General features: G+C 60.7%; 18 protein-coding genes. 4 read left to right on the top strand and 14 right to left on the bottom strand.

The features are described 5' to 3' along the window. Positions 1 to 2: 2 nt before the first annotated feature. The 14 genes from ACM6IK_RS07600 to tssB form a co-directional block, all read right to left on the bottom strand. Positions 3 to 995, bottom strand: coding sequence for a DUF6708 domain-containing protein (locus tag ACM6IK_RS07600; RefSeq protein WP_414873824.1), 993 nt, complete (start codon positions 993 to 995; stop codon positions 3 to 5). After that, entirely contained in the window at positions 995 to 3,514 is a 2,520-nt protein-coding gene (locus ACM6IK_RS07595; RefSeq protein WP_414873823.1) for a T6SS effector BTH_I2691 family protein, read from the bottom strand. Before ACM6IK_RS07595 ends, ACM6IK_RS07600 begins: the two co-directional genes overlap by 1 nt. After that, entirely contained in the window at positions 3,511 to 4,395 is an 885-nt protein-coding gene (locus tag ACM6IK_RS07590; protein WP_414873822.1) for a DUF4123 domain-containing protein, read from the bottom strand. Before ACM6IK_RS07590 ends, ACM6IK_RS07595 begins: the two co-directional genes overlap by 4 nt. Next, positions 4,392 to 6,515, bottom strand: a complete 2,124-nt coding sequence (locus ACM6IK_RS07585; protein ID WP_414873821.1) for a type VI secretion system Vgr family protein — start codon at positions 6,513 to 6,515, stop codon at positions 4,392 to 4,394. Before ACM6IK_RS07585 ends, ACM6IK_RS07590 begins: the two co-directional genes overlap by 4 nt. A 27-nt stretch (positions 6,516 to 6,542) precedes the next feature. After that, a complete protein-coding gene (locus ACM6IK_RS07580; protein WP_108216844.1) occupies positions 6,543 to 6,800 on the bottom strand; it encodes a PAAR domain-containing protein in 258 nt (85 codons plus the stop codon). A gap of 76 nt (positions 6,801 to 6,876) precedes the next feature. Next, positions 6,877 to 7,398 (bottom strand): Hcp family type VI secretion system effector, encoded by a 522-nt coding sequence (locus tag ACM6IK_RS07575; RefSeq protein WP_414873820.1) that lies wholly within the window; start codon positions 7,396 to 7,398, stop codon positions 6,877 to 6,879. A 106-nt stretch (positions 7,399 to 7,504) separates the two neighbouring features. After that, positions 7,505 to 8,311: a type IVB secretion system protein IcmH/DotU gene (gene icmH / locus ACM6IK_RS07570; RefSeq protein WP_414873819.1), complete on the bottom strand. Its 807-nt coding sequence runs from the start codon at positions 8,309 to 8,311 to the stop codon at positions 7,505 to 7,507. Continuing rightward, complete coding sequence (tssK, locus tag ACM6IK_RS07565) at positions 8,304 to 9,650, bottom strand: type VI secretion system baseplate subunit TssK (protein WP_414873818.1); 1,347 nt, start codon at positions 9,648 to 9,650, stop codon at positions 8,304 to 8,306. Before tssK ends, icmH begins: the two co-directional genes overlap by 8 nt. Before the next feature lie 37 nt (positions 9,651 to 9,687). Then, on the bottom strand, positions 9,688 to 11,037 hold the full coding sequence (tssJ, locus tag ACM6IK_RS07560; RefSeq protein WP_414873817.1) for a type VI secretion system lipoprotein TssJ: 1,350 nt from the start codon (positions 11,035 to 11,037) through the stop codon (positions 9,688 to 9,690). Then, positions 11,034 to 12,056: a type VI secretion system baseplate subunit TssG gene (gene tssG, locus ACM6IK_RS07555; RefSeq protein WP_414873816.1), complete on the bottom strand. Its 1,023-nt coding sequence runs from the start codon at positions 12,054 to 12,056 to the stop codon at positions 11,034 to 11,036. The genes tssJ and tssG overlap by 4 nt, the downstream gene beginning before the upstream one ends. Further along, on the bottom strand, positions 12,020 to 13,786 hold the full coding sequence (gene tssF, locus ACM6IK_RS07550; RefSeq protein ID WP_414873815.1) for a type VI secretion system baseplate subunit TssF: 1,767 nt from the start codon (positions 13,784 to 13,786) through the stop codon (positions 12,020 to 12,022). Before tssF ends, tssG begins: the two co-directional genes overlap by 37 nt. Before the next feature lie 7 nt (positions 13,787 to 13,793). After that, positions 13,794 to 14,210 carry a type VI secretion system baseplate subunit TssE gene (tssE, locus tag ACM6IK_RS07545; protein ID WP_414873814.1) on the bottom strand — a complete coding sequence of 139 codons (417 nt, stop codon included), beginning with the start codon at positions 14,208 to 14,210 and terminating at the stop codon, positions 13,794 to 13,796. After that, positions 14,211 to 15,683 carry a type VI secretion system contractile sheath large subunit gene (gene tssC / locus ACM6IK_RS07540; RefSeq protein WP_414874303.1) on the bottom strand — a complete coding sequence of 491 codons (1,473 nt, stop codon included), beginning with the start codon at positions 15,681 to 15,683 and terminating at the stop codon, positions 14,211 to 14,213. Positions 15,684 to 15,720: 37 nt separating this feature from the next. Then, the gene (gene tssB / locus ACM6IK_RS07535) at positions 15,721 to 16,224 is read right to left on the bottom strand and encodes a type VI secretion system contractile sheath small subunit (protein ID WP_414873813.1); all 504 of its coding nucleotides are present in this window, start codon (positions 16,222 to 16,224) and stop codon (positions 15,721 to 15,723) included. Positions 16,225 to 16,552: 328 nt separating this feature from the next. Between tssB and vasI the strand changes: the two genes are divergently transcribed. The 4 genes from vasI to ACM6IK_RS07515 form a co-directional block, all read left to right on the top strand. Then, positions 16,553 to 17,215, top strand: coding sequence for a type VI secretion system-associated protein VasI (gene vasI / locus ACM6IK_RS07530; RefSeq protein WP_223530715.1), 663 nt, complete (start codon positions 16,553 to 16,555; stop codon positions 17,213 to 17,215). Beyond that, a complete protein-coding gene (gene tssA / locus ACM6IK_RS07525; RefSeq protein ID WP_414873812.1) occupies positions 17,203 to 18,621 on the top strand; it encodes a type VI secretion system protein TssA in 1,419 nt (472 codons plus the stop codon). Before vasI ends, tssA begins: the two co-directional genes overlap by 13 nt. A 5-nt stretch (positions 18,622 to 18,626) precedes the next feature. Beyond that, on the top strand, positions 18,627 to 21,146 hold the full coding sequence (locus tag ACM6IK_RS07520) for a type VI secretion system Vgr family protein (RefSeq protein ID WP_414873811.1): 2,520 nt from the start codon (positions 18,627 to 18,629) through the stop codon (positions 21,144 to 21,146). A 35-nt stretch (positions 21,147 to 21,181) separates the two neighbouring features. Next, the coding region (locus ACM6IK_RS07515; protein WP_414873810.1) for an esterase/lipase family protein at positions 21,182 to 22,054 on the top strand (873 nt) is incomplete at its 3' end.

The following is a 22,054-nucleotide window of genomic DNA, read 5'->3' as shown; positions in this document are numbered from 1 at the left end:
GCTCAGCGGCCTGCATCCTCAATGGAACGAGGAAACCTTGGCTCGTAACACAACAGCAGGGACACCCAATGGCCACAGGCATGCACAAGGATCAACGGCAGTAACAGGCCATAGATCGGCACGAAGATCCACAGCTGAGGGATTTTCACGAACCGGCTGTCCAGTTGCCACACGGCCATGAAAGAGCGCCACGGCCAGGGAAATTTGCCGATGAGTTTTTTGGGTTTGGGCGCCGCTTCCGGCCCCTCTTCCATGTAGCGCCGAATGTATTCCCAGAACGCCAAGAGTTCGGAGGCGTTACGGGTTGGCTTGCCCACGAAGGTGATTTCGAAGTCGTCCTTGAGATGGCCGTCGGCGTCACGGACGGAGTGGGTTTCTTTGTCCCATCCCAGCATGACGAAGCCTCCGGTGCCGTCCAGTTCGGACATCTTCGGGTTGATGCAGACTTCGGCGGTGTCCCAGTCCAAGGCGACAATGCCTCCCAGGTGTTTGGGGCGAAGCAGGTAGATCTTGCGGGTGACGCGGTTGAAGCGGACGATCAGGCGCCGGGCGGTGAATGCTTCGAGTCGTAAGTAGCGAAAGACGTATTTTATGTAAAGATACAGAGAAGTTATAGGGATTAATGGAGTGATATGCAGCGAAATAAAATCAATAATGCTAAGCGGAGTACTCTCGGAACCTTTGTGTTCGTTATAGTAATACGTGGCGAGGAAATAAAATGCAAGGAAGAACATCCATAGTAGTCCTGCGCCGACTCCGCCCACTATTAAGGTTATCAGTCCGCGCTTCTCATCGTTTGGAGTGCGGGCATCAATGTAAGTTGGATTGTAATTATACAGTGACTCATTATCTGTAATAGCTTTCGAAATTGTTTGTGTGACACGAATGGGAGGCAGCTTTTCATTGGTCTCTTTTTGTAGATCGGCTTCTCTTCCTAATGCTTCGTAATCAGTCGTCGCACGTCCGTCATACATGAGCCATTCAAAAAAATACATTAGAGGGTTGCCTCGATAGCTTTGTGGAAGTTTTTTAGTTCTTGCTCTACGGATTTGGGGGTTCCATTGTCTCGATCTTTTCGAAAAGTACAGTGGTTCAAGTAATTCTGAAGCTCATTTGGGAGCAGCATTTCTAACGCGACGGAAGCTGCGAAAATCACCAGGTTGATTCGTATGCACCAACGCAGCATAAAAGCCATTTTCAATGCGAGTTGTGTGGACGTCTGATGGGCATATACCAAAAAACGATTTCGTCCATGTATCTGGATTAGTCGTTCCAAATACGGGGCAGCAGCTGCCAATCCGATGGCTATTGAAAAGAGGGCGGATCCAGCTTGGGCAGCAGCACGCATGAAATATACTAGGGATAAAGAGTGGTTTTCTCGAAGATGGGCTTTTTTGGCGTCGGATAAATCAAAAACCATCCCGGCTGCTGCCGCTACCCCCGCCAACACCCCCGCCATCAACTTCAACTGACTCCCCATCACCCGCCCGGCCTGACGAATCGCCGTGTTATGACTGCGCTCGGCCAACCCCACCGCCACCGCCCCCAACTCCAGCCCGACCGCCGACACCGCGAGCATGGCGGCCGTCAGCTCGATGTACTCGCGCGTGCCTTTGTCCGCCTTTTCTGCCTTCAGCTTCAGGTTCCAGACCTCCAGCAAGGCCAGGGTGCTGCCCAGGCGCACTTCCAGCATGGGCCCGGCGGCACCCGCGGCCAGCGTGTCGCCGAAGCTCTTGTGGGCGGCCAGGCCTATTTTCGCCCTGACCCCCTGGCTGAGCGGCATGGTCCTGCTTTCGAAATGCAGTTGCTCTCCCAAATGGCCCAGCCTCGCCTTGAACACCAGGGCCAGCGCGGTGTTGAGCGGGCCGTCCAGCCTGGACGCCGCGCTGCTTTGCAGCAGGCGGGTACCGAAGGTGTTGGTCAGCAGCACCGCGCCGCTGAGTCGGATGGCAGAGGGTGGCGTATTGAGGCTGACCTCGCCGACCAGCGCGTGGGCTTTGGCGTAGATATCGACCAGCGACTTGCTCAAGGCTTGCAGCTGAGCGCCGTCCAGGGTTGGCAGTTGCGAGCGTTGGGCGAGCAACAGATTGATCTGTTCGATGGCCTGGGTCTGATTCTGGGCAAGCCCGCGCCAAAACCAGTTGTTCGGCGTCGTGCCGTCGAGGGCGCTCCAGCTGTCGATTTGCGCCTCGCCCAGGGCGGTACTGTTCATGCCGGCAACGGCCACGCCCAGTTGCGCTTCGAACGCCAGGCCGTTGCCGCTGTCTTTGGCATCGTAATAGGCAAAAGCCTCGAGCAACGCGGTGCTGTTGAGCCACTGCAAATGATCGGCGGCGCGCTGGTCCTTGATCGCATCGGCTTGGGCGACGGCCGCATCAAACTCCGCCATGAAGGCCTGCAGCCGCGCTTCGTCGACCGACGGCGCGTAGCGTTTCGCCCAGCTGTCGTGGCGCGCGTGCTCGATGTCGTCGCGCTCCTGGCGCTGTTGGTCGGCGGGGTTGCGGAAACTGCGGTAGCTGCCCATCGACGCCGTGACCATGTGGACGTTGCTGCTGGCGTACTCGCGGTCGGTGTACCTCACGCCAAGCGCGTTGGCGTGGTTGACGTAGCGTTGCTCGGCTTGTTCGGCGAGGGTGAGCTTGAGGTTTTCGAGGCCGAAGGCGATGGTGTGTTTGCGCTGGTTGTCGATGCCTTCGCCGTCGGTTTTGCGCATGAAGGTTTCGAGCGTCTCCACGCTCTGATTGCGCCAGGCATTGAGCTCCTGGGTGATGCCGATCGGGTCGTCCAACACCACGGCAAAACCCTGCGCCTGGGTCGCCGTTGCGCCAAGCCGCGTAGCCACACCCGCCAGGGCCGAGTAGCCGGCCGGGGGCGCAAACAGTTGCTCGCCAAGGTGGGCCATCAAGGGCGGGGAGGTCGGCCCGAGCAGGTCGGCGACGCTACTGTCCAGCGCCTGGGCCTCGATGATGTGTGCGGTGTGGCTGCAGCTTTGGATCAGTTGGCGGATATCGACCTTGCGCAGGGTGTTGCGCAGCCGCGGTTGCGTGCGGATCTCGGCGAGCAGGCGCGGCGTCAGCAGGTCCGGGGTGAACAGCAGCCGGGCTTCGTTGACGTCTTCAGGATCGCTGACCTGGATGACCCGATCGCCGAAGTCCGGCAGGCCGCCCAGCCCCAGGTCGTCCGGGGTGGCGGGCCACACGGCCTTGCACAAGCCGCTGCTGTAGGTTTGATAGGCGCCCTCGCATACCCAGTCGGTCGCGGTGCGGTGGATGAACACATAAAGATACCCCTCGCGCAGTGCGCGCACGGTGTAGCGCGCGGCGGTCAGGGGCAGGCTGGCGAGGGGCTCCGCCTGGGCCAGGGCAGGAGGCAGGGCCGATTCGGTGTGCCCGATCACGGCATAGCGCAGCGGCAGCAGGGACACCGAGCGTTTACAGCTGACGCAGGGACTGTTGCCTTCGGTGCTGAACGTTTGCCGGGCGACGAAGTTGAACAGGTCGGTCGAGGCGGTCATGGTCGTGCTCCCTGGAGAAACAATTGGCCCAGGCGTCCTTCGCCCCGGGCGCTACGCTGCAGCGCGGCATGCCAGTGGGCAGTGCCTTGCAAGCGTTGGGGGGGGTGTTGGAGGGTGAGGATGATGAAATCGGTCAGGTTGTGATGGTCAATCAATCCCAGGCTCTTTCCTTGGCTGAGCAGCGACTCGATCAGCGCCAGACGCACTCCATGGCACGGGCTACTGAATAAAGTGGGTGAGGTTTCGTTGAGTGTTTCCAGTAGCCGGAAAGGCAGGGGGTCACTTTCCAATGCTTGCCATAACGCGGCGTCCATCACCAATCGCGGGGCGGCAACGATCGGGATTGACCGTGCTCCTCCGCGGATTCGATGCCACTGTTCCTGGCTTGGAGTGGCCCCACGGCACCACCAGGACACAACGGGTGCGAGCAGCCACTCTCTCCACTGCTCGGGCGCATGGCGCAAGAGCTTCGGCGTGACACGGCTGTCGTAGTAGCGCAACAAGTAACGCTCGCTGTCTTGCGTGTCGACAAACGTGGCCTGACTCAGATGTCGGGCCAGCACATCGGCGCTCACAGTGCTGGTAATCCATGCGACGATGGTATTGCTGTCATAGCGCGCAAGACTGTCGATCAGTGCGCCATGGCCCTTGCGAGTGGCCTCACGTGGACATGCCAAGTGCGGGCCCAATGGCCTGAGCTGTTCCAGGCCGGGAGCCAGAAGCAGTGGTTGCAGATCAAAGCCTGGATGGTCCGTCAGTTTTTGCCGGGTTTCCTGAGGTAATGTCGCCATATCGATCAACGCGACGAGATATCGCGGACGGGGGACGTCGTGTGCGTAAAGGTCGTTGGTCAGTGCCGTCAGCAGTTCACCGGGAATCATGCGTCCACCTTCACGAGGGCTTTACGCTCACGGGCGGCCTTGAGCCAGCAGCCAACACAGATCGGTTCGCCGGTTGTCGGCACGCCACTAAGGATGAGTGAGTGTCCTGCGCCTTTAGCGTTAAGTTGCGTCGGCCCATTCAGGTAGATGGCAATCCCGCTGAGGGTGATGCCATTGGCATCCAGGGTAATGCTACCGCCGGGGCCTTGTAGAACGAGGCTGTCGCTGGTTTGCAGCTGATAGGTCGTGGTTTTGGTGCCTATGCCTTGCGCGGCAGAGATATGTTGGGAACCCTGAATGACCTGTTCGGCGTTACCGCCAATTTCCATGCGGTGATTGACTGCAATCGTGTCGTGTCGATCATTGCCAATGGTCTCGACCCGGTCTTTGCCAATGGTGATCTGGTGGTCGCGTCCGAAGCTCTGCATTCGATCCCGACCCACACTGTGATATTGATCCTGACCAATGCTTATCCGTTCGTCATTGCCAACCTGTTCCTTGCGGTCGTGGCCTACCTCTATCTGCTCGTCATGCCCGACTTTCTCACTGCGGTCATTGCCCACAAACGTTGTGTTGTCATGTTTGATATGGACGTTCTTGTCCTTTTCGGCGTGGATGTACACCTCTTCCTGCCCCAGCTCATCCTCAAAACGCAGCTCATTGAAACCCTCGCCCTTATGGGTCCGGCTCTTGATGGTCATCCGCGTCTTGTGCTTGGGCAGCTCGTACGGCGGCAGGTTGGTCTCGCGGTAGGTGCGGCCTGTGGCGATCGGCTGGTCAGGATCTCCATCCAAAAAGCTGATGATCAGTTCCTGATTGACCCGCGGCACGGCCATGGCGCCCCAGGTCGCACCGGCCCAGCCCTGGGCCACACGAATCCAGCACGAACTCTGATCGTTGTTTTTGTCCGCGCGGTCCCACGGGAACTGCACCTTGACCCGGCCCCATTCGTCGCAATAAATCTCTTCCCCCGGCGGCCCGACCACGGTGGCGATCTGGGGGCCGTCGATGCAGGGTTTGTCACGCAGCGGGGCTTTCCAATCAGAGGTCCAGCGGATGGCGCTGGCGGTCATTTCGTAAGAGGTGCCGTGGTCACTGCCGAAGGCTTCCTCCTCCAGGCTACTGTGCTGTTTGCCTGCGTGCTGGATGGCGATGGTGCGCCAGCGATCATTGAAATCCTCACGCGGGTGCTCGCTGAGGTCGAACGCCAGCCCCGGTTGCAGGCGTGCATCGTCGCCTTTGAGGTGCGCCAGTTTGGCATCGTTGCGCAGGGCGGCCAGGCGGGTCTTGGTGAAGGGCTTGCCCGCGATGTCGCGCTTGTAGCGGCCGGGATAGTCGAAGCGTTCGTAGTCCTTGTGCTGGTTGTTCAGGTCCTGGTCGCCAGTGGCGGTGTGCTGCTGGTTGTAGTACGGGTGGGTGAAGGTGTAGTCGCGCTGCACCTGGCGCGCAGTGCGCACTTGTTCGGTGTAGTGGAAGCGGGTCAACGCCGGTTCCATGGAGTCGCCGCCGGCCATCGGTTGATACAGCACCGGGCAATCGCTGTGGGTGCCGATGGTGCCGAGGCCGCCGACGCGGTCGGTGAGGACGAGGGTGTGGCCGTCGGCGCGGTGTTCGAAGGTGTAGAGCAGGCCTTCTTCGGCGGCGAGGCGGGCGATGAAGTCGAGGTCGGTTTCGCCGGCTTGTACGCAGTATTCGCGGGGTTGGTGTTCGTAGCAGATTTCGCTGCGGATATCGGTGAGCTGTTGCTCGGTGAGCACGCGGGTGATGATGTCGGGCACGGTCTGGCCCTGGAAGATGCGCCAGTTGGAGCGCAGGTCGAAGCGCGCCAGCGTCGGTTCGACCACGGCGGTGTAGCGGGTGCGGCGAAAGCCGGTGTCACCCTGGGTGAACAGGCTGACCGAACCGTGGACGTAGCGCACCGGGGTGTCGCCACGCCATAGGGTGAACAGCCCCGCCAGATCGAGCACCCGATTGAAGTCGATAGCGGCGTTGTGGCTGGCCAGTTCCAGTTCGAGTTTGAACGGTCGGGACAGGCCTTCTTCGAGGGTGAATGAGACCACCTCGAAGGGATCGCCTTTCAAGGGCTCGAAGGTGAAACGCAGGTCGCTTTGGCGGGGCATGGGGCCTCCTTGTCGAGAGTGTGAATGTCAGTCGATCAACCAGCTGCTATCACCGTTTTCCAATTTTCCATCGTGATCGGTGGTATCGCCGACACGGGCTACTGGCTGTCCGTTGACGGTCATCGAGGGCGAGCCGCTGGTGATGACGGCGCCGCATCCGAGGGTGTCGCCGACACGGGCGACGGCGCGGCCGTTTACGGTCACGTTGCGCGTACCGCTGTCGACGGTGGTGGGGCCACACAAAGGGCAATCATGGTCGTGTCCGACCAGAACGACGGCTGGCATAGAGCCTCCTGATAAGTATTGAGTCAGTGAAGGCTCCGCCGCTGCACGCACCGCAGCGACGGAACGGGGCCCGCGCTTAGCCGGCTTCTGCCGGTTTACGCCAGTCATCCGAGGCTTCGGTGCCGGACACCACATGGGTCCAGCTGACCTTGCGATAAGACAGGCTGGTCTTGATCAGTTGGGTGTAGTTTTTGTTTTCGCTGTCCTGGGCGTGGGGCAGTACGGTGTGGATCCCGACGACGGTGGCGTCTTCCAGCTTGGTGGTGAAGAAGTGCTCCTGCTTGCCGTCGCCCGAGGTGCGGAACCACCTGACCTCGACGGTCGGCAGCATTTCGCCGGTGGCCAGGGCTTGATAGAGCATCGGTGAGGCTTTGTTCAGTGCGCTGGTGAAGGTCAGTGGTTTATGCACGCGCTGGCCCGCGGGCTGGCCGCTTTGTGGGTCGGTGGGCGCGGCGATTTGGTGGTCGACTTCCTGGGCGAGGATTTCGTCTTCGTGGCCTTCCACATAAACGTTGCCCACCGAGTCAGCAGTGAACGCGCCCTTGGTGATGTGGCCCTGGGTTTTGCCGTGGATGCTGATGTACGCGGGTGTTGGCATGACAAGCTCCTTGTCGCGATCAAGTGAACGGCCCCTGGGGGCCGCAGGTTATGGCCGACACGGCCATGGCTTTGCAGGCGCTCGGGATGAGCGCGCTGAAAATCGGTTACAGGTGCAGCACCCGCTCCAGGGACTCCAGCACTTGCTGGGTGATGGCGTTCAGGCGGATCGAGTAGATCGTGTAGGCGACCGTCAGCACGACGGCGGCCATGGCCCACGGCGTCCACAACGGCCAGGCGCGTTTGATCCGGTAGTTGCGCGGGGCGACGTTTTTCAGCGGGTCGGTCAGGCGCTTGGGTGTCTCGCCGCGCAAGGGGCGCAACAGGCCGTGCAGTTGGGTGATGATCTTCTGTATTTCGTCATCGCCCTTGATATGGGCGCCGTATTTGCCTTTGAGACCGGAGATCAGGCACTGGTACATGAACTCCAGCACATGCTGGTACCTGGCCGCTTCGGGGATCATGTTGTTCATCACGGTGAAGAATTTTTCGCCGCCCCAGGTTTCTTGATGAAACTTGCTTAGCAGCGAGCGTGCGCTCCATGTGGAAGACTTGCCCCAGGAAGTGCTCATGACCACTTCGTCGAGCAACAGGCACAGGCTGTAGGAGTAGGCCTTGAGCATGCCGGCGTCGTAGTCGAGCTGGCTGACTTCTTCCATGATCGTGGTGATCTGGTTGCTGACGCTCAGGTACAGCGCAGGTACGTCATCGTGCTGGTCCAGGCGGCGTAGACGAATGACCAGGCCGATCAGCGGCGTGGCGGCATCGCACAGCGGGTTCCAGGCCAGGCCGCGCATGTCGAATTCAGGGTCGGCCAAGTGTGTTTGGCCGCTGGCAGTGATCGTTTCGCCGTCAAAGTCGATGGCGCCGGAGATCTCCTCGTGACGCCATGAGTCGGGTGTCGTTTTAATCATCTTTTTCACTCCTGATCGCCCAGAACTGCAATTCCAGCTTCGGGAATTCACCGGCAATATGGAAACCAAACCCGCTGCCACTGCTCAGGCTTTGCCAGGCGGGGTGATGGCGGTCGAGTTCGAAGTAGCTGAAACCGGCATGGAACGGCAGGTGCCGCGGCGCCACCGGCAGCGGCCGCAGTGGAATACCCGGCAGTTGCAGGCTGACCAGTTGCTCCAGGCCTTCGGTGGAGGTGATCTTGATCTGCTTGGGCAGTTGCTGACGCAGGGTTTCCGCGGGCAGTTCGGCGCGCACGGCGAGGATGAATTCAGCGTTGTCCAGCAGGCGTTTGTCGTTCAATGCGGCGCTGCGCACGCCGTACCGCTGCTCGACAATCGGCAACGACACCGCACGCGGTTGCAGCACCGTGCCCAAGGCGCGGCGCAAGGTGTGCTCCAGAATCTGGAACCACTCGCGCAGGTTGTCGTGCTGGTAGGCCGGGTATTCCTGGGGCAGGTGGCCTTCATCGGTAAAAGTCACCAGTTCGCCGCAGGCCTGGGCCAGGGCGATGTACAGCCGTTCCGGGTGGACTTGGCGCTGGCGAGCCAGGTGTTGGAACAGCGGGAACAAGCGGTTGAGGGTTTGCAGCAGGTTGAAGTCGGTGACATCTGCCACCCCCGACTGCCCCGGTGAACCGATACGCTGGGCCAGGTTTTTGGCGCGCTCGCGCATCAGCCCGGCCACCTCACCGAGGTAGCGGTGCAGCGCCGGCACCGCTTGCAGGGACAGGCTGGTGGGATAGAAATGCTCGTCCATTACCAGGCTGCCGTCCGGGCGCTTGTCTTTGATCCTGCCCAAGGCGATGCCGGTGAAGGCACTGCGGTCGCTGCGTTCGAGCATCAGTTGCAGGTTGGGCACGGCCAGGTTCATGCCGACCTGATCGCCGTCATCGCTGTGGGTATCGCGGATTTCTTCACGGCGGGCGATGTAGCGGCTGTTGCCGTACTGGTCGGGCCAGCGCACTTCGAGAGCGCCGTTGGAGCGCAGCGGCAGGGCCAGATAGACAATCTGGTTGACTGCGCTGCTGTCGGCGATTTCCAGCGGGGAGGGCGGCGCCAGGTCGTGGGGAATATCGAAGACACTGCCGTCGGGCATGACCCCGCGCGCCTGGGTAATGGCAACCTTGCCGAAGCTCAGGTACTCGCTGTTCAGCGTCAGCTCGCTGAAGCCATAGAGCGCGTCGTTGAGGCTGTGCAGGCGCTGATGCACGGCGGCCTCGGCGGCTCGGGCCTGTTGCTGGAAGTGCTGGGGTTTGACGAACAAACCTTCATGCCAGATGACGGGGTTGCGTGAGCTCATCGGTAATTACTCGGGGCAAAAGCGGCTGAAAAGGGCGTCATCGGGTTTCTCCTTTGAGGCTGACCTGGGCGGCGTTCAACTGCACCAGCACCGCGTACTGCCGGCCTCTGGGCTCGACGCGCAGGCGCTGTTTCCACTGTCCGATATCGCTGCTGTGGTAGTTGGCGATCACCGCGATGAAACGGGTGTCTTCATCAAGCGCGCGCAGGTCGATGAATTTGAATTGGCCTGGGTTGAGCAGGTAGTCGTCGGCGCGGATATAGGTGCTGCCCAGGGTCTTTTTCAGGTCGTCGGCCAAGGCCTGAGGGCTGGCGTTGACCAGCAGCGAGTCGTCGGTCAGTTGCAACACCTTGAAAGCGATCGGCGTGGCGACGTGCTGCATGGCCGGGTTGCCCCACGGGGTGGTCAGGCTGACCCCCTGAGCGTCGTAGTCACCCAGCAGCGCGTCTTCGATGGGCGACATCGGCACGACGGGCGCTGGCTCCAAACTCAGTGGCGACTGGGCCGGCACGCTTTCGTAAAGGTGGCTGAGCAGCGTTTGTACTTTATCCGTCAGGGCCTGCGGGCTGGTGGCCTGCACGTTGAGGGTGTAAGGCGAACGGCTCGCGTCCTCGCCCGGTGCCGTGCCGGTGCTGATCAGGCGCGGGTTGACGTCGTCGCTGGCGTACAGGCTCAGGGAGTAGCGGCTGGGCTGATTGTCGGGGCCGCCGACCGAAATCGATGGGGTCCAGATCACTTGGCCGACCTTGCCGAGCATGGTGCAGCCGCCCAGGGTCAGGCAGGCGAGCAACAAGGTGGCCAGACGCAGGTTGCTGAACAGGCAAACGGTGCGCTGGGGTGCGGTCGCGTAAATATCAGCCAGCGGCTTTGGTGGCGGCGCTTCATTCATCGCTCGCAGCGGGTCGCCTTGCTCGGCCAAATCCACGAGCCGGCAAAGGCGCTCGAATTCCGGGCAAGTGGCAGGTCGCCTATCAGCCAGTGGCCTACTCGGCAGGTCTTCCTGGTGCCACACGTGCATGCCCTCAGGGTGGTCGCCGAGCAGCTCATCCAGCGAACGCTGCCCTGGGGCGTGCTCGCCCAATTGCACCGCGACCTGATACGCACCAATCTGCAACCGATCACCGTCGTTGAGGCTGATCGCAATATGACGCTCAAGCGGCAGATCGTGACCGTTGACGTAGGTTCTACCACTGCGGTCGATCACGCAGAACCGCCCTTCGATGACGCGGATGTCGCAGTGGTTGGGCCGCACGCTGTTGTGGCGATCTTCCAGGCGCCAGTCCACCGCGGCACTGCCGATGCTTCCGCCCTGTGGGCCAAATTGATGACCGGGCAGATAGCCGTGCAGCAACTGTGCAGGATTGCTGATAACCAGGTTCAGCTTCATGCGCGCCCCCGAATCCGCACCACGGCGGGATTACGATGTTGCTGATGCTCGATGAAACTGGTCCAACCCAGGTGGCTGCCGCCGGTGCGTTGCAGGTTGAACGGCGGTACGTCTTCTTCGCGCAGCCCCAGTTCCAGGTCGTAGGCGGTGGCATCGCGCAGCAGAAAATCCATCAACTGGCGCAATCGCCCGAACTGATCGCCGCTGGGCAAGAACTGACGAAAGCGCGCTTGAGTCAATTCAGGAATCACCAAGGTGAACTTGCTGGCGCGGGTCTTGCTGCGATCACCCACCACAAAGTTACTGCCCAGGGTGCCGTTGGCCTTGCCCAACGCCAGGCGCTGGCGTTGCGGAAAACTCACTGAGCGAGCCTCGAACTCACGGAAATGTACGCCGTCCAGGTCGAAGCAATGCGCGACGATGCCGGACACCACCGAGGGGGAGCGGCTGCGGTTGGCGATCAAGCCGGCAAAGCTCAGCAGGCGGCCCCACGGCAGCGACGTCGTACCGCGAAGGTCGTTGTCGTTCAGCCCGACCATGGAGAATACGTAACGCGAAAAACGGTCGTTCGCCTCGGCCTGGAAGCGAATGTAGTAGCGGTACTTGCGCCAACTGGTGTGCAGCAGGGTCAGCAAGCGATGGTTGAAAAAGTCCATGAACGCCGGACGAATGCCGCGCTCTTGAGATTGTTCGTAAGCCAGGCGGTCCAGGTAGTAACCGGGCAGAGGCGAGTCGGTACCGTGCAGGCCAAAGAAGCTGGTCTGCAAGCGGTAGCGCACTTCGTCGCCCCCATCCTCTACGCGGCCAGCCAACACCACGTCGGAGGCCGGAAAGCCCAGCCCTGCATGGCTTTGCAGGCGCACGCGACGGCGCGCCGCCGCACTCAGGGGCCGCGCTTCCAGGTCATCGCCATGCAAGGCGTGCAAATGCTCCAGCAAACGGTGAAACGAATAGTTCCGCGCGTCAGCCAGCAGCCGGTCGGCTAGATCACGGGTTGTCTGCCGGTCAACAGTGGCCATTCATAGCACTCGTTGTTGGTGGTATTGATCACTTCCAAACGGTGGAAGGAGTTGATGCTGGCGTAGAGGGCGAAGAAGTGCGAAAGCACGCTAGCGAACAGGTACAGCTCGCCCTCGCAGAGGAAGGCGTTCTGGTCCAATTGCAAACGGGTCTGCACGCCGCGCACGGGCAGGCCTTTCATCAGCCAGTCGATGGGGGTGGTCACGGCATCCTGGATACCGTTGAGGCGTTTGCGCGTGGCGCGGGCCTGTTGCAGGTCGTGCAAAGCGGCGAAGTCATAGGCGCGGATCACCGCCTTGAGCGGCTCGGCCGACAGCAACGACAGGTAGTTCAGCGACAGGTTGGAAATCAGCGTCCAGTGAAGGCTGGCATCCAGCACCGGCCGGTAGGAACGGGTCGGCGCAATCAGATTGGTATAGGTGGCAAACGACGGTGTGGCTTCGGTGGACAGCGACACATCACCCACCCCCAGCAACTGCGGCAGGTCTCGGTTGGTGCAGGTCAGCTCAATCGAGGCTGCTTCACGTTCGCCGATGTACAGGCTTTCATCGCCGCGCACGAAAGCGATGCGATGACGCAAACCCTCACGCCCATGGGATTGCTCGATATGCGTGCGGAAGTACAGTGCCGTGCGGCCCCGCGCATGTTCGATCTCATGCTGGAACGACTCGAACGGAGTAAAGCGCCGTAACGGATCGCCCTTGCGCTCCTTGTCGGCGGCGTCCCAGCCGGCCACCTGGTCGACACTGAAAATCTCAAAGGCATCGTGGCGGTTGCCACTGGGGCTGATACGCCGTTCCTGGCTGCGTCCGTCCAGCGCGATGGGCTCGGCATCGTGGCGGAACAGATTGACCGCCGGCGCACAGAACAGGTGAAGGTCTGATGTGCGCAAATGCGTATTGACCGGCATCGGCCGGGAAAACTGAAATTCGAAGCGAATCTGTCCAGTGCTGACGGCCGGCCAGACCTTGGCTAGTCGGGTCAGGCTGAAAAAGTGGAACCGCTGGGGGAACACAAAGTATTCCTGCAGGATCCGGTAGCCATCGAACACGTTGCGCGGGTAGGGCAGCAGTGCTTCTTCGGCGGTGAAACCGGGGAAGCCCAACTCGCTGGGGTTCAGACGATAAGGGGCGTTGTTGACGTACAGCGTGACGCTTTTGAGGTAATGGGCTAGCCACAGGTACAGGGTCAGTGCGGTGGCATTGTCGCCGCCGAGGTGAAAATCCAACTGGTCGCACTCGAGGCTGTCGAGCGGTTGTGGGGTCAACACATTGAGGTCGATGCGCAGTGTCGAGGCTTCGCGGCTGTGGGCATCGCTGACGTGCGCCAAAGCCAACGGGTACAGGTTGACGTCGGTGCAGGTGCGAAACTCGCAGGAGATGCCGTCCACGGGTTTGGCAAACAGCCGCGTCCCTTTGGGAATCACCTTGCGTTGACTGATCGCATTGGGCCGTGGCTCGAAGCGGATGATGGTTGCGCTGGGCAAGGGCCGCAGGTAGTTGGGCCAGAGCATCTGCAACAGCGGATGAGTCAGCTCCGGCAAGTCGTCGTCGATCTTCATGCCGAGCTTGGCCGTGAGGAAGGCAAAGCCCTCCAGCAGTCGCTCCACGTCTGGGTCGCCGGCCTCGTCGCCGAGAAACTGCGCCAACTGTGGATTGTCCTCGGCAAACTCGCGGCCGAGCTCGCGCAGGTAGCGCAACTCCTCGGCAAAACGTTGTTTCAAGTCCATGGCATCCTCATTTCACCCGGGTGTAGCCGTCGCGGCCATGCATGGCCACCTCGATCTGCACCTGTTCTTCCTTGTGGTTGACCTGCACCTGGCAATCGAGGCGAAAGTTCAGCTCCAGCGGCAGGTCCGGGTCGGGCTGATAACGCACGCCCGTGACCTTGATGCGCGGTTCAAACGCCTCCACCGAGCGCCGGATATCGGCGCTGATGGCCACCACCAAATCACTGCTGGCCTGGGTGGCCCCATTGAAATCGCGCAGGCCCAGTCCAGGGCTGCTTTGCGAGCAGCCCTGGCGTGAGTTGAGCACCTGTTCCAGGTGGCGCTTGATCGCCTCGACACGCTGGCGCGCTTGTTCATCCGCACTGCCGGGGCGGTAGCGCGGTGCGTCGGCTTCCAGGCGCTCGAACAGGCTGGTGCCGCGCACCTATTGGGTGTCCAGCCGACCGACCAGGGAGATCTCGAAGTTGGCGCCCATGTACTTGAAGTGCGGGCGCACCGCCAACGACACCTGGTACCAGCCTGGATCGCCCGCCACGTCCTGCACGACGATTTGCGCGGCGCGCAAGGGGCGACGGCTGCGCACATCGGACGACGGGTTTTCCTGATCGGCGATGTACTGTTTGAGCCAGGTGTTCAACTCACGTTCCAGGTCCTGGCGTTCCTTCCAACTGCCGATCTGCTCGCGTTGCAGCACCTTGATGTAGTGGGCCAGGCGATTGACGATAAACAGGTAGGGCAACTGGGTGCCGAGCTTGTAGTTGGTCTGGGCTTCCTGGCCTTCTCGGGTCTTGGGGAAGTTTTTCGGTTTCTGTATTGAATTGGCGGAGAAGAACGCGGCGTTGTCGCTGTCCTTGCGCATGGTCAGGGGAATAAAACCGGCTTCGGCCAGCTCGAATTCCTTGCGATCGGAAATCAGCACTTCGGTAGGAATCTTCGCCTGTAATTGGCCGAGGGATTCGTACAGGTGCACCGGCAAATCGTCCACCGCGCCGCCGGACTGCGGGCCGATGATGTTCGGGCACCAGCGGTAGCGGGCGAAGCTGTCGGTGATGCGCGAGGCCATCAGGAACGCGGTGTTGCCCCACAAGTAATTGTCGTGGTTACCGTCGACGGTTTCGTTGTAGCAGAAGCTGCGAATCGGGTTCTCCAGCCCGTCGTAGGGCGAGCGCAGCAGAAAGCGCGGCAGTGTTGCGGCGATGTACTTGGAGTCTTCCATTTCACGCAGGCTGCGCCATTTGGTATGGCCGGGCCCTTCAAAAATGTCGCTGACTTCCTTGACCGACGGCAGGTCCTGATAGCTCTTGAGGTTGAAGAACTCAGGACCGGCCGCCATGACGAAAGGGGCATGGGCCATGGCGCCCACGGAGGCGACGTAGCTCAACAGCTTCATGTCCGGGGACGACGGGCCGAAGGTGTAGTTGCCAATCATCGCCGCGATCGGCTCGCCACCGAACTGGCCGTAACCGGAGGTGTAGGCGTGCTTGTACAGGCCGCTGCGGGTGATGTCGCCGGCGTTGTCGAAGTCGTCCAGCAGCTCTTCTTTGGTGACATGCAGCATTTCCAGCTTGATGTTCTCGCGAAAATCCGTGCGATCCACCAGCAGCTTCAGCCCACGCCACGCCGACTCCAGTTGCTGGAACTGCGGCTGATGCAGGATCACGTCCATCTGCTTGCTCAAGGCGCGGTCGATTTCGGCAATCATCTGGTCAACCCGGTGCTTGTTGACCGGCTGCTGATGGTCGCCGCTTTGCAGGATTTCGCTGATGAACACAGCCACGCCTTGGCGGGCGACTGCGTAGCCTTCCTGGGAGGGGCGAATGGTGGTATTGGCCAGCAGTTGGTCGAGCAACGACGTTGGTTCGTCAGCCACCAATACTTGGGCGACGGCGCTTTCCATAGGCATGGGGAGTACTCCGTTGAGAAGGGCGTTCAAGTCAATTTGTTGGCGCTTCGAGCACCAGGTTCAACTCGCGGGCCAGGCGTTGGCGAGCGGCTTCATCGGTCAGCATGTTCTGCAGGTGTTTGCGAAAGGCGGGGACGTTGCCCATAGGGCCTTTGAGCGCAACTAAGGCTTCACGAAGTTCCAGCAACTTGTTCAGCTCCGGTACTTGGCGGGCGAGCGCGTCGGGGCCGAAGTCATTGATGTTTTTGAATTGGAGTTGCACGTTCAAGTCGGTGTCTTGGTCGTTGTTGAGAACAGACGGAACCGCCATGACCAGAGAAACTTCGGCTTTGGTCAGTACTTCATTGAACGTGTCTTTATCTATTCGAACGGATTGCCGGTCTTCCAGGGCGGTTAGTTCGCCGTGGCCTTTGAAGTCGCCGGTGATTAATAACTTCAGAGGTAGCTCAACTTCAGTCTGTTGGTCGCCCGTGGCCGGGACGTACTTGATGTTGACGCGTTCTTTGGGGGCGACAGAACCCTGAGTTTTCGACATGGGAAGAATCCTTTTCGTAAGGTCGGCGTATTAGAGCCGGCTATTGCAAGGTTTGTCATGTAGTCCGATGTGGACGCGATTCGTAGGTTATGGGTGTAGGAAGCTGTACTTACTTCCACTATTCCTACAGGCTCCGTGGAAATATCTGATAGATGCCTCTTCCTATTCGGTTTTAGTGGTGTGTTATTCGTCTTTTAATTGCCTATCCGTCGAACTAAGGTGATGCTCTTAGAGTTAATCGTTGAACTCGCAGGTTAAAAAGCGTTAGTTCGAAAACTTAAGAAGATTGTCCGGTTTGGATTTCGGCGAGGCATATCAGGAGGCGTTGATGCGCAACGGATGGCGAGGATGGAAATGGGGGCTCTGCCTGACGGCTATGGCCGTAATGGACGCGCAGGCGGCGACACAAGATTGCCCTTCCATCGTCTCCCCCTTGAAGCGCCTGGAGTGTTTTGATTTGGCCGCTGGTACGCCCATCCATCACGCACCAGCGGCACCACGCGCGCTTGACCGGGCACTGCCGATTGTCGATCTGGTCCAACGCAATGAAGCCAAGCGTCCACCCGAGGATCAGCGTTTCCTGCTGTCGTCGTTCCCAGAGCCGGACAACGACCAGCAACAACGCATGGTGATCTCAGCCCCGGCGTTGGGCGCGTTGCCGCCTCGGCCTTACCTGGCCATCAGTTGCGAATCGAAAATCTCCCGCTTGCAACTGGTGCTGGATGAGCCAGCCAAGCCCAACAGAATTCGTATCCAGTTGTTCAAGGATGAGCGCCCGGTCTCCGACGCCTATCAATGGCAGGTGCTGGACGACGCCGGCCTGGTGGTCGATGCCGGGCGAGGTCTGCAGGCCATCTCGTTGTTGCGCAATATGGGCGGCGGCCAGCGCCTTCGACTCGAGAGCGACTATCCCAGGCTGCACGGCTTGGTGTTTGACGCCGAAGGCCTGGGCGAACTGATCGAGCAGGAGCGTCAAGTATGTCGCTGGTAATCGACGTGCCGGCGGACACCGTCAAGCTGTTGCTGACACCCATCGAGCCCGAGCAACCCGCCGGCCATTTCGATGTGGAGGACGAAACCTACCAGGCCATCGACCAGGAAATGGTCAAGCTCGGCGGCTTGCGCGAGAGCGATATCGACTGGCCGTATATCGACGAAGCCTCCCGTCAATACCTGGCGATCCAGTGCAAGCACTGGCGCATCGTCGCCCATCTGCATGTGGTCTGGCTGCGCACCCGGCAATGGGCACGTTGGGCCGATGCCTTGGGCTTGTTGGCCGGCATGGTGGAACTGTATTGGGACAGTGCCTACCCCAAGCCCGGCCCCACCGGCTACCTGAACAAACGCAAGCAGGTACAGCGTCTGTTGAGCGACCTGGCGCAGGTGTTGCCGACCCTGGAGCGCAGCAGTTTTGAAGCGGCCTATCAAGCCGCGGCGGAACTGGCCCTGGCCAATCTGCAACGCTGTGCCGAAAGCGCCAAGCTCGACCCCACGCCACTGGATGCGTTGCAACGCCAGTTGGATAAATACAGCGAGCCAGTCGTCGCCATTGAGCCCACTCGTGCGGCCACCTCCGGCAGCGTTCTGGATTCAGCCTTTTTTTCCAGCCCCAAACCGCAAGCGCCGAGCAATGAGCGCGAACAACGCCGCGCCGTGTTGAACATGGCCGAGCAGATCAACCAGCAAGACCCTTACGACCCTACCGGCTACCAATTGCGACGCTTCGGCCTGTGGTCGCATTTGCGCACCGCGCCGCCCATCACCCGCGACCGTCGCACCGAATTGACCGCCGTGCCCAAGGACATCGTCGACGGCTACCAGGACGCGCTGAACCACAACGCCATTGACCCGAACCTGCTGCTGCGTATCGAAAAAAGCGTCTGCGCCTCGCCGTATTGGCTGCGCGGCAGTTACCTGGCCGCCCACGTCGCCTCGCGCCTGGCGATGGAGGAAGTGGCCGCAGCCATTCGTCAGACCTGTGAGCGTTTTGTCTGCCGTTTGCCGGCACTACTGGAGTTGTGTTTCAGCGACGGCACGCCGTTCGTGGATGCGCAAACCCAGGCCTGGATCACCGGCGCCGATCAGGCGCAAACCACCAGCAGCCCGGTGCAGGAATACGCCGGCCTGCGTGACGAACTGGCCAGCCAGCTCAATACCGAAGGCGTGGAAGTGGTGCTGCTGCGCCTGCAGGACCTGCACGCCACCCATGACGCCCCGCGCCAGCGCAGCTACGCCACGGTGATTGCCGCCGATCTGCTCGCATCCCGCGGTCTGTCATGGCTGGCGGATGACCTGTACGCCAGTGTTGCGCGGCTGATGCGCGAAACCACAGCGCAGGGCTGGGAGCCGGAGCTGTACATGAAGGTGGCAGCCGTTATCAATGAAACTGAGGACTAGCCGTCATGCCCCGCCAAAGCGACCTGCGTTTCACCTTCGCCCCCCTGAAAGGCGATCCCTTCGACGTGGTCTCGTTCACCCTCGAAGAAGGCCTGTCCCGGCCGTTCAAACTCGAACTGGAACTGGTCAGCCACAACGCCGCCATCGACTTCAATCGGGTGCTCGATCTGGCGGGGCTGTTCACCCTCTGGCGTGGCGAGACTCCGGTGCGCTACGTCCACGGTTTGGTCAGCCTGTTTACCCAGGGCGACACCGGCTTTCGCCGCACCCGCTACACCGCCGTGGTCGAACCGACCCTGGCGCGTTTCGACCTGCGTTCCAACTGGCGGATTTTCCAGGGCCAGACCGTGCCCGACATCATCACCAGCGTACTGGCCGAGCAGAAGCTGACTGACATCCGCACTGAAATCTGCTTCGAGCACCAACCCCGCGAATACTGCGTGCAGGCCGGTGAAACCGACCTCGATTTCATCGCCCGCCTCGCCGCCGAGGAAGGCCTGCTCTACACCTTCGAACACCGCGCCGACGGCCACACCCTCGTCCTCACCGACCGCGTCGGTGGCCTGGGCACCATTGGCACCCACACCGATTGCCCGGTGCTCTACCAACCGATGGCTGGCGGCGACTCCATGGAACCGGCGTTGAACCGCTTCCACTACACCGAACAAGTCCGTACTGCGCGCCAGGTACAGCGCGACTACACCTTCACCCATCCGTACTACAACCAGCAGCACACCGCCACCGGCGACCAGGACCTGAACAACCAGCACCAGGACTACGAACGTTACGACTATCCCGGCCGCTACAAGCGCGACATCGCCGGCAAGCCCTTTACCAAGACCCGCCTGGCCGCGCTGCGCAACGACGCCAAGCTGGCCCATCTGGCAGGCGACGATGCGCGCCTGCAACCGGGGCTGGCCTTCGACCTCAGCGAGCACCCGCGTGAGGATTTCAATGATCGTTGGCGCACCATCGCCATCAGTCACGCAGGCAAACAGCACAGTAGCCTGGAGGAGGAAGCCTTCGGCAGCGACCACGGCACCTCTTACGAAATGACCGCCAGCGCCATTCGCTGGACCTCCGACTGGAAAGCCCCGCTACGTGACAAACCCTGCATCGACGGCCCGCAGATCGCCACCGTGGTCGGCCCGCCGGGGGAAGAGATTTATTGCGATGAATGGGGCCGGGTCAAGGTGCAGTTCCCGTGGGACCGTTCGGACAAGAACAACGATCAGAGTTCGTGCTGGATTCGTGTGGCCCAAGGCTGGGCGGGTGCGACCTGGGGCGCCATGGCCGTGCCGCGGGTCAATCAGGAACTGATCATCAGCTTCCTGGATGGCGACCCTGACCAGCCTATCGCCACGGGCCGCACCTACCGCGAGACCAATCTGCCGCCCTATGAACTGCCTAAGCTCAACACCGTAGCGACGACCAAAAGTCGCGAGTTCAAGGGTACACGAGCCAACGAGTTGCGCATTGACGACACCACTGCGCAAATCAGCGCGGCGCTAATGAGTGATCACGAACATAGCGCGCTGCATCTGGGTTACCTCACTCATCCACGCCACTATGGTGGCGGTAAACCTAGAGGGGAAGGTTTTGAGTTGCGTACGGATGGTCACGGCGCATTGCGCGCAGCAAAAGGTTTATTGCTGACCGCTGAAGCTCAACTGAAGGCCGGTGCGGGTCAACTGGAACGCCAGCAGGTGATCGAGGTGTTGCAAGCCGCCCTGACATTGGCCAAACAGCTGGGAGCATCTGCCGAAAATGCCCAAGGAATTGCCCAGGATTCGCAGCCGCAACAGTCCCTGACTGATGCCGTGAATGCGTTGGGCCATGGTGCCAATGATCAGACCAATGGCTCCGGCAATGGCACGCAACCCATCATTGCGTTAAGTGGGCCTGCCGGCATCGCTGCCGCGACGTCCCGCAGTATTGCCATGGTTGCAGGCGAGCACATCGATAGCGTGGCGCAACAAAATCAGCAACTCACCGCCGGCAGGAAAGTGGTGATCAATGCAGGCGATGAGCTCGGCCTGTTCGCCCATGGGGGCGACATGCGCCATATCGCCCATAACGGGCAACTGCTGTTGCAGGCCCAGCACAACAGCATCCAGATGCAGGCCGACCAGAGCGTGGAAATCATCGCCAGCCAGCAACATGTGCTGGTGGCGGCAGACAAGCACATCACCCTGTTGTGCGGTGGGGCTTATATCAAGATGCAGGGCGGCAATATCGAGTTGGGCATGCCCGGCAATTTCACGGTGAAGGCTGCGAACAAGCGCTTCCTCGACCCAAGCCATGCCTCCGTGCAATTCAATAGCTGGCCCACCACCTCGTTCAACGAGCGCTTCCAAACCTTTTTCCCGGACGGTCAACCCATCCGCAACCGTGCCTACGCCCTGGTGCGTAAAGACGGCGCACGTTTCGAAGGCCGTACCGATGGTGATGGCTTCGTCACCCTGCAACAGGGCATGACGCTGGAAGGGCTTGTACTGGAATGGCTCGAGCAAGGAGACCTTTGATGACTGATAACCCGTCGACACCGCGCGTCGCCCCGATGACCTACAACGCCCGGGGTAACCCTGTGCATACCTGGACCCTGACGCCCAGCCATATCACCGACCCGGTGCACTGCATATTGCCGCCGGATGGGGTGCTGCCGGTGATTTTCGTGCCGGGGATCATGGGGTCGAATTTGAAGAGTAAGACTGAAAATCTGGAGGTTGAGGGCGTCCCTGTCTGGAGGTTGGATGCTGGATTTCTCGGTAAGAATATGTGGCTGGCTACAAACTGGATTAGAAAGTCAGCGGGTGTTAGACAAAAAAAGCTGCACCCGCTAAGGACTGCTGTTGATAACAAAGGCGCAGTACCTAAACGCCCCGCTGGCTCGGTGATCGCTCTGCCAGGATTGGACAGAAAAAAGACCCTCTCGGCCCTGACCAAACGCTACGAAGAACGTGGCTGGGGCGAAGTCAGCGAAACCAGTTATCACGCTTTTCTGCTTTGGCTGGAAGACACCCTGAACAGCCAATTCCTGCCCCACCAATGGCCGCAATTCGACATCCGGCCGGAGCATTTGCACACCGTCGCCGTCGAGCCTGGGCCTACGCACATCACCCGGTTAAAACCTGAAATCCCCATCGCCATGCCGGGATTGGGCGCCAACCTTGCCAGCCAGTTGCCGTCGATACTTTCGGACGAGCTGATAGCGCGTGGCGGCTACCGCATGCCGGTGCATGCCTGTGGTTACAACTGGCTGGACTCCAACGAACAGGCCGCGTCCAGGCTGGCCAAGCGCATCGATGAGCTGATGCACCAGTACGGTCGCAATTGCCAGCAGGTGATTCTGGTGACGCATTCCATGGGTGGGCTGGTGGCGAGGCGATGCGCGCAACTGCCGGGCATGGCCGCCAAAATTGCTGGCGTCGTG

Origin of the sequence: Pseudomonas sp. IT-196MI5 (genome assembly GCF_949767415.1) — a bacterium.
Lineage (GTDB): Bacteria > Pseudomonadota > Gammaproteobacteria > Pseudomonadales > Pseudomonadaceae > Aquipseudomonas.
The sequence above is the reverse complement of the archived record's forward strand: the minus strand, read 5'-3'. Positions and strand labels throughout refer to the sequence as shown.

Coding starts and splice junctions, on each gene's coding strand:
- ACM6IK_RS07600 (WP_414873824.1), bottom strand. CDS start 995: ATGTATTTTTTTGAATGGCTCATGTATGACGGACGTGCGACGACTGAT.
- ACM6IK_RS07595 (WP_414873823.1), bottom strand. CDS start 3,514: ATGACCGCCTCGACCGACCTGTTCAACTTCGTCGCCCGGCAAACGTTC.
- ACM6IK_RS07590 (WP_414873822.1), bottom strand. CDS start 4,395: ATGATTCCCGGTGAACTGCTGACGGCACTGACCAACGACCTTTACGCA.
- ACM6IK_RS07585 (WP_414873821.1), bottom strand. CDS start 6,515: ATGCCCCGCCAAAGCGACCTGCGTTTCACCTTCGAGCCCTTGAAAGGC.
- ACM6IK_RS07580 (WP_108216844.1), bottom strand. CDS start 6,800: ATGCCAGCCGTCGTTCTGGTCGGACACGACCATGATTGCCCTTTGTGT.
- ACM6IK_RS07575 (WP_414873820.1), bottom strand. CDS start 7,398: ATGCCAACACCCGCGTACATCAGCATCCACGGCAAAACCCAGGGCCAC.
- icmH (WP_414873819.1), bottom strand. CDS start 8,311: ATGATTAAAACGACACCCGACTCATGGCGTCACGAGGAGATCTCCGGC.
- tssK (WP_414873818.1), bottom strand. CDS start 9,650: ATGAGCTCACGCAACCCCGTCATCTGGCATGAAGGTTTGTTCGTCAAA.
- tssJ (WP_414873817.1), bottom strand. CDS start 11,037: ATGAAGCTGAACCTGGTTATCAGCAATCCTGCACAGTTGCTGCACGGC.
- tssG (WP_414873816.1), bottom strand. CDS start 12,056: ATGGCCACTGTTGACCGGCAGACAACCCGTGATCTAGCCGACCGGCTG.
- tssF (WP_414873815.1), bottom strand. CDS start 13,786: ATGGACTTGAAACAACGTTTTGCCGAGGAGTTGCGCTACCTGCGCGAG.
- tssC (WP_414874303.1), bottom strand. CDS start 15,683: ATGGAAAGCGCCGTCGCCCAAGTATTGGTGGCTGACGAACCAACGTCG.
- tssB (WP_414873813.1), bottom strand. CDS start 16,224: ATGTCGAAAACTCAGGGTTCTGTCGCCCCCAAAGAACGCGTCAACATC.
- vasI (WP_223530715.1), top strand. CDS start 16,553: ATGCGCAACGGATGGCGAGGATGGAAATGGGGGCTCTGCCTGACGGCT.
- tssA (WP_414873812.1), top strand. CDS start 17,203: ATGTCGCTGGTAATCGACGTGCCGGCGGACACCGTCAAGCTGTTGCTG.
- ACM6IK_RS07520 (WP_414873811.1), top strand. CDS start 18,627: ATGCCCCGCCAAAGCGACCTGCGTTTCACCTTCGCCCCCCTGAAAGGC.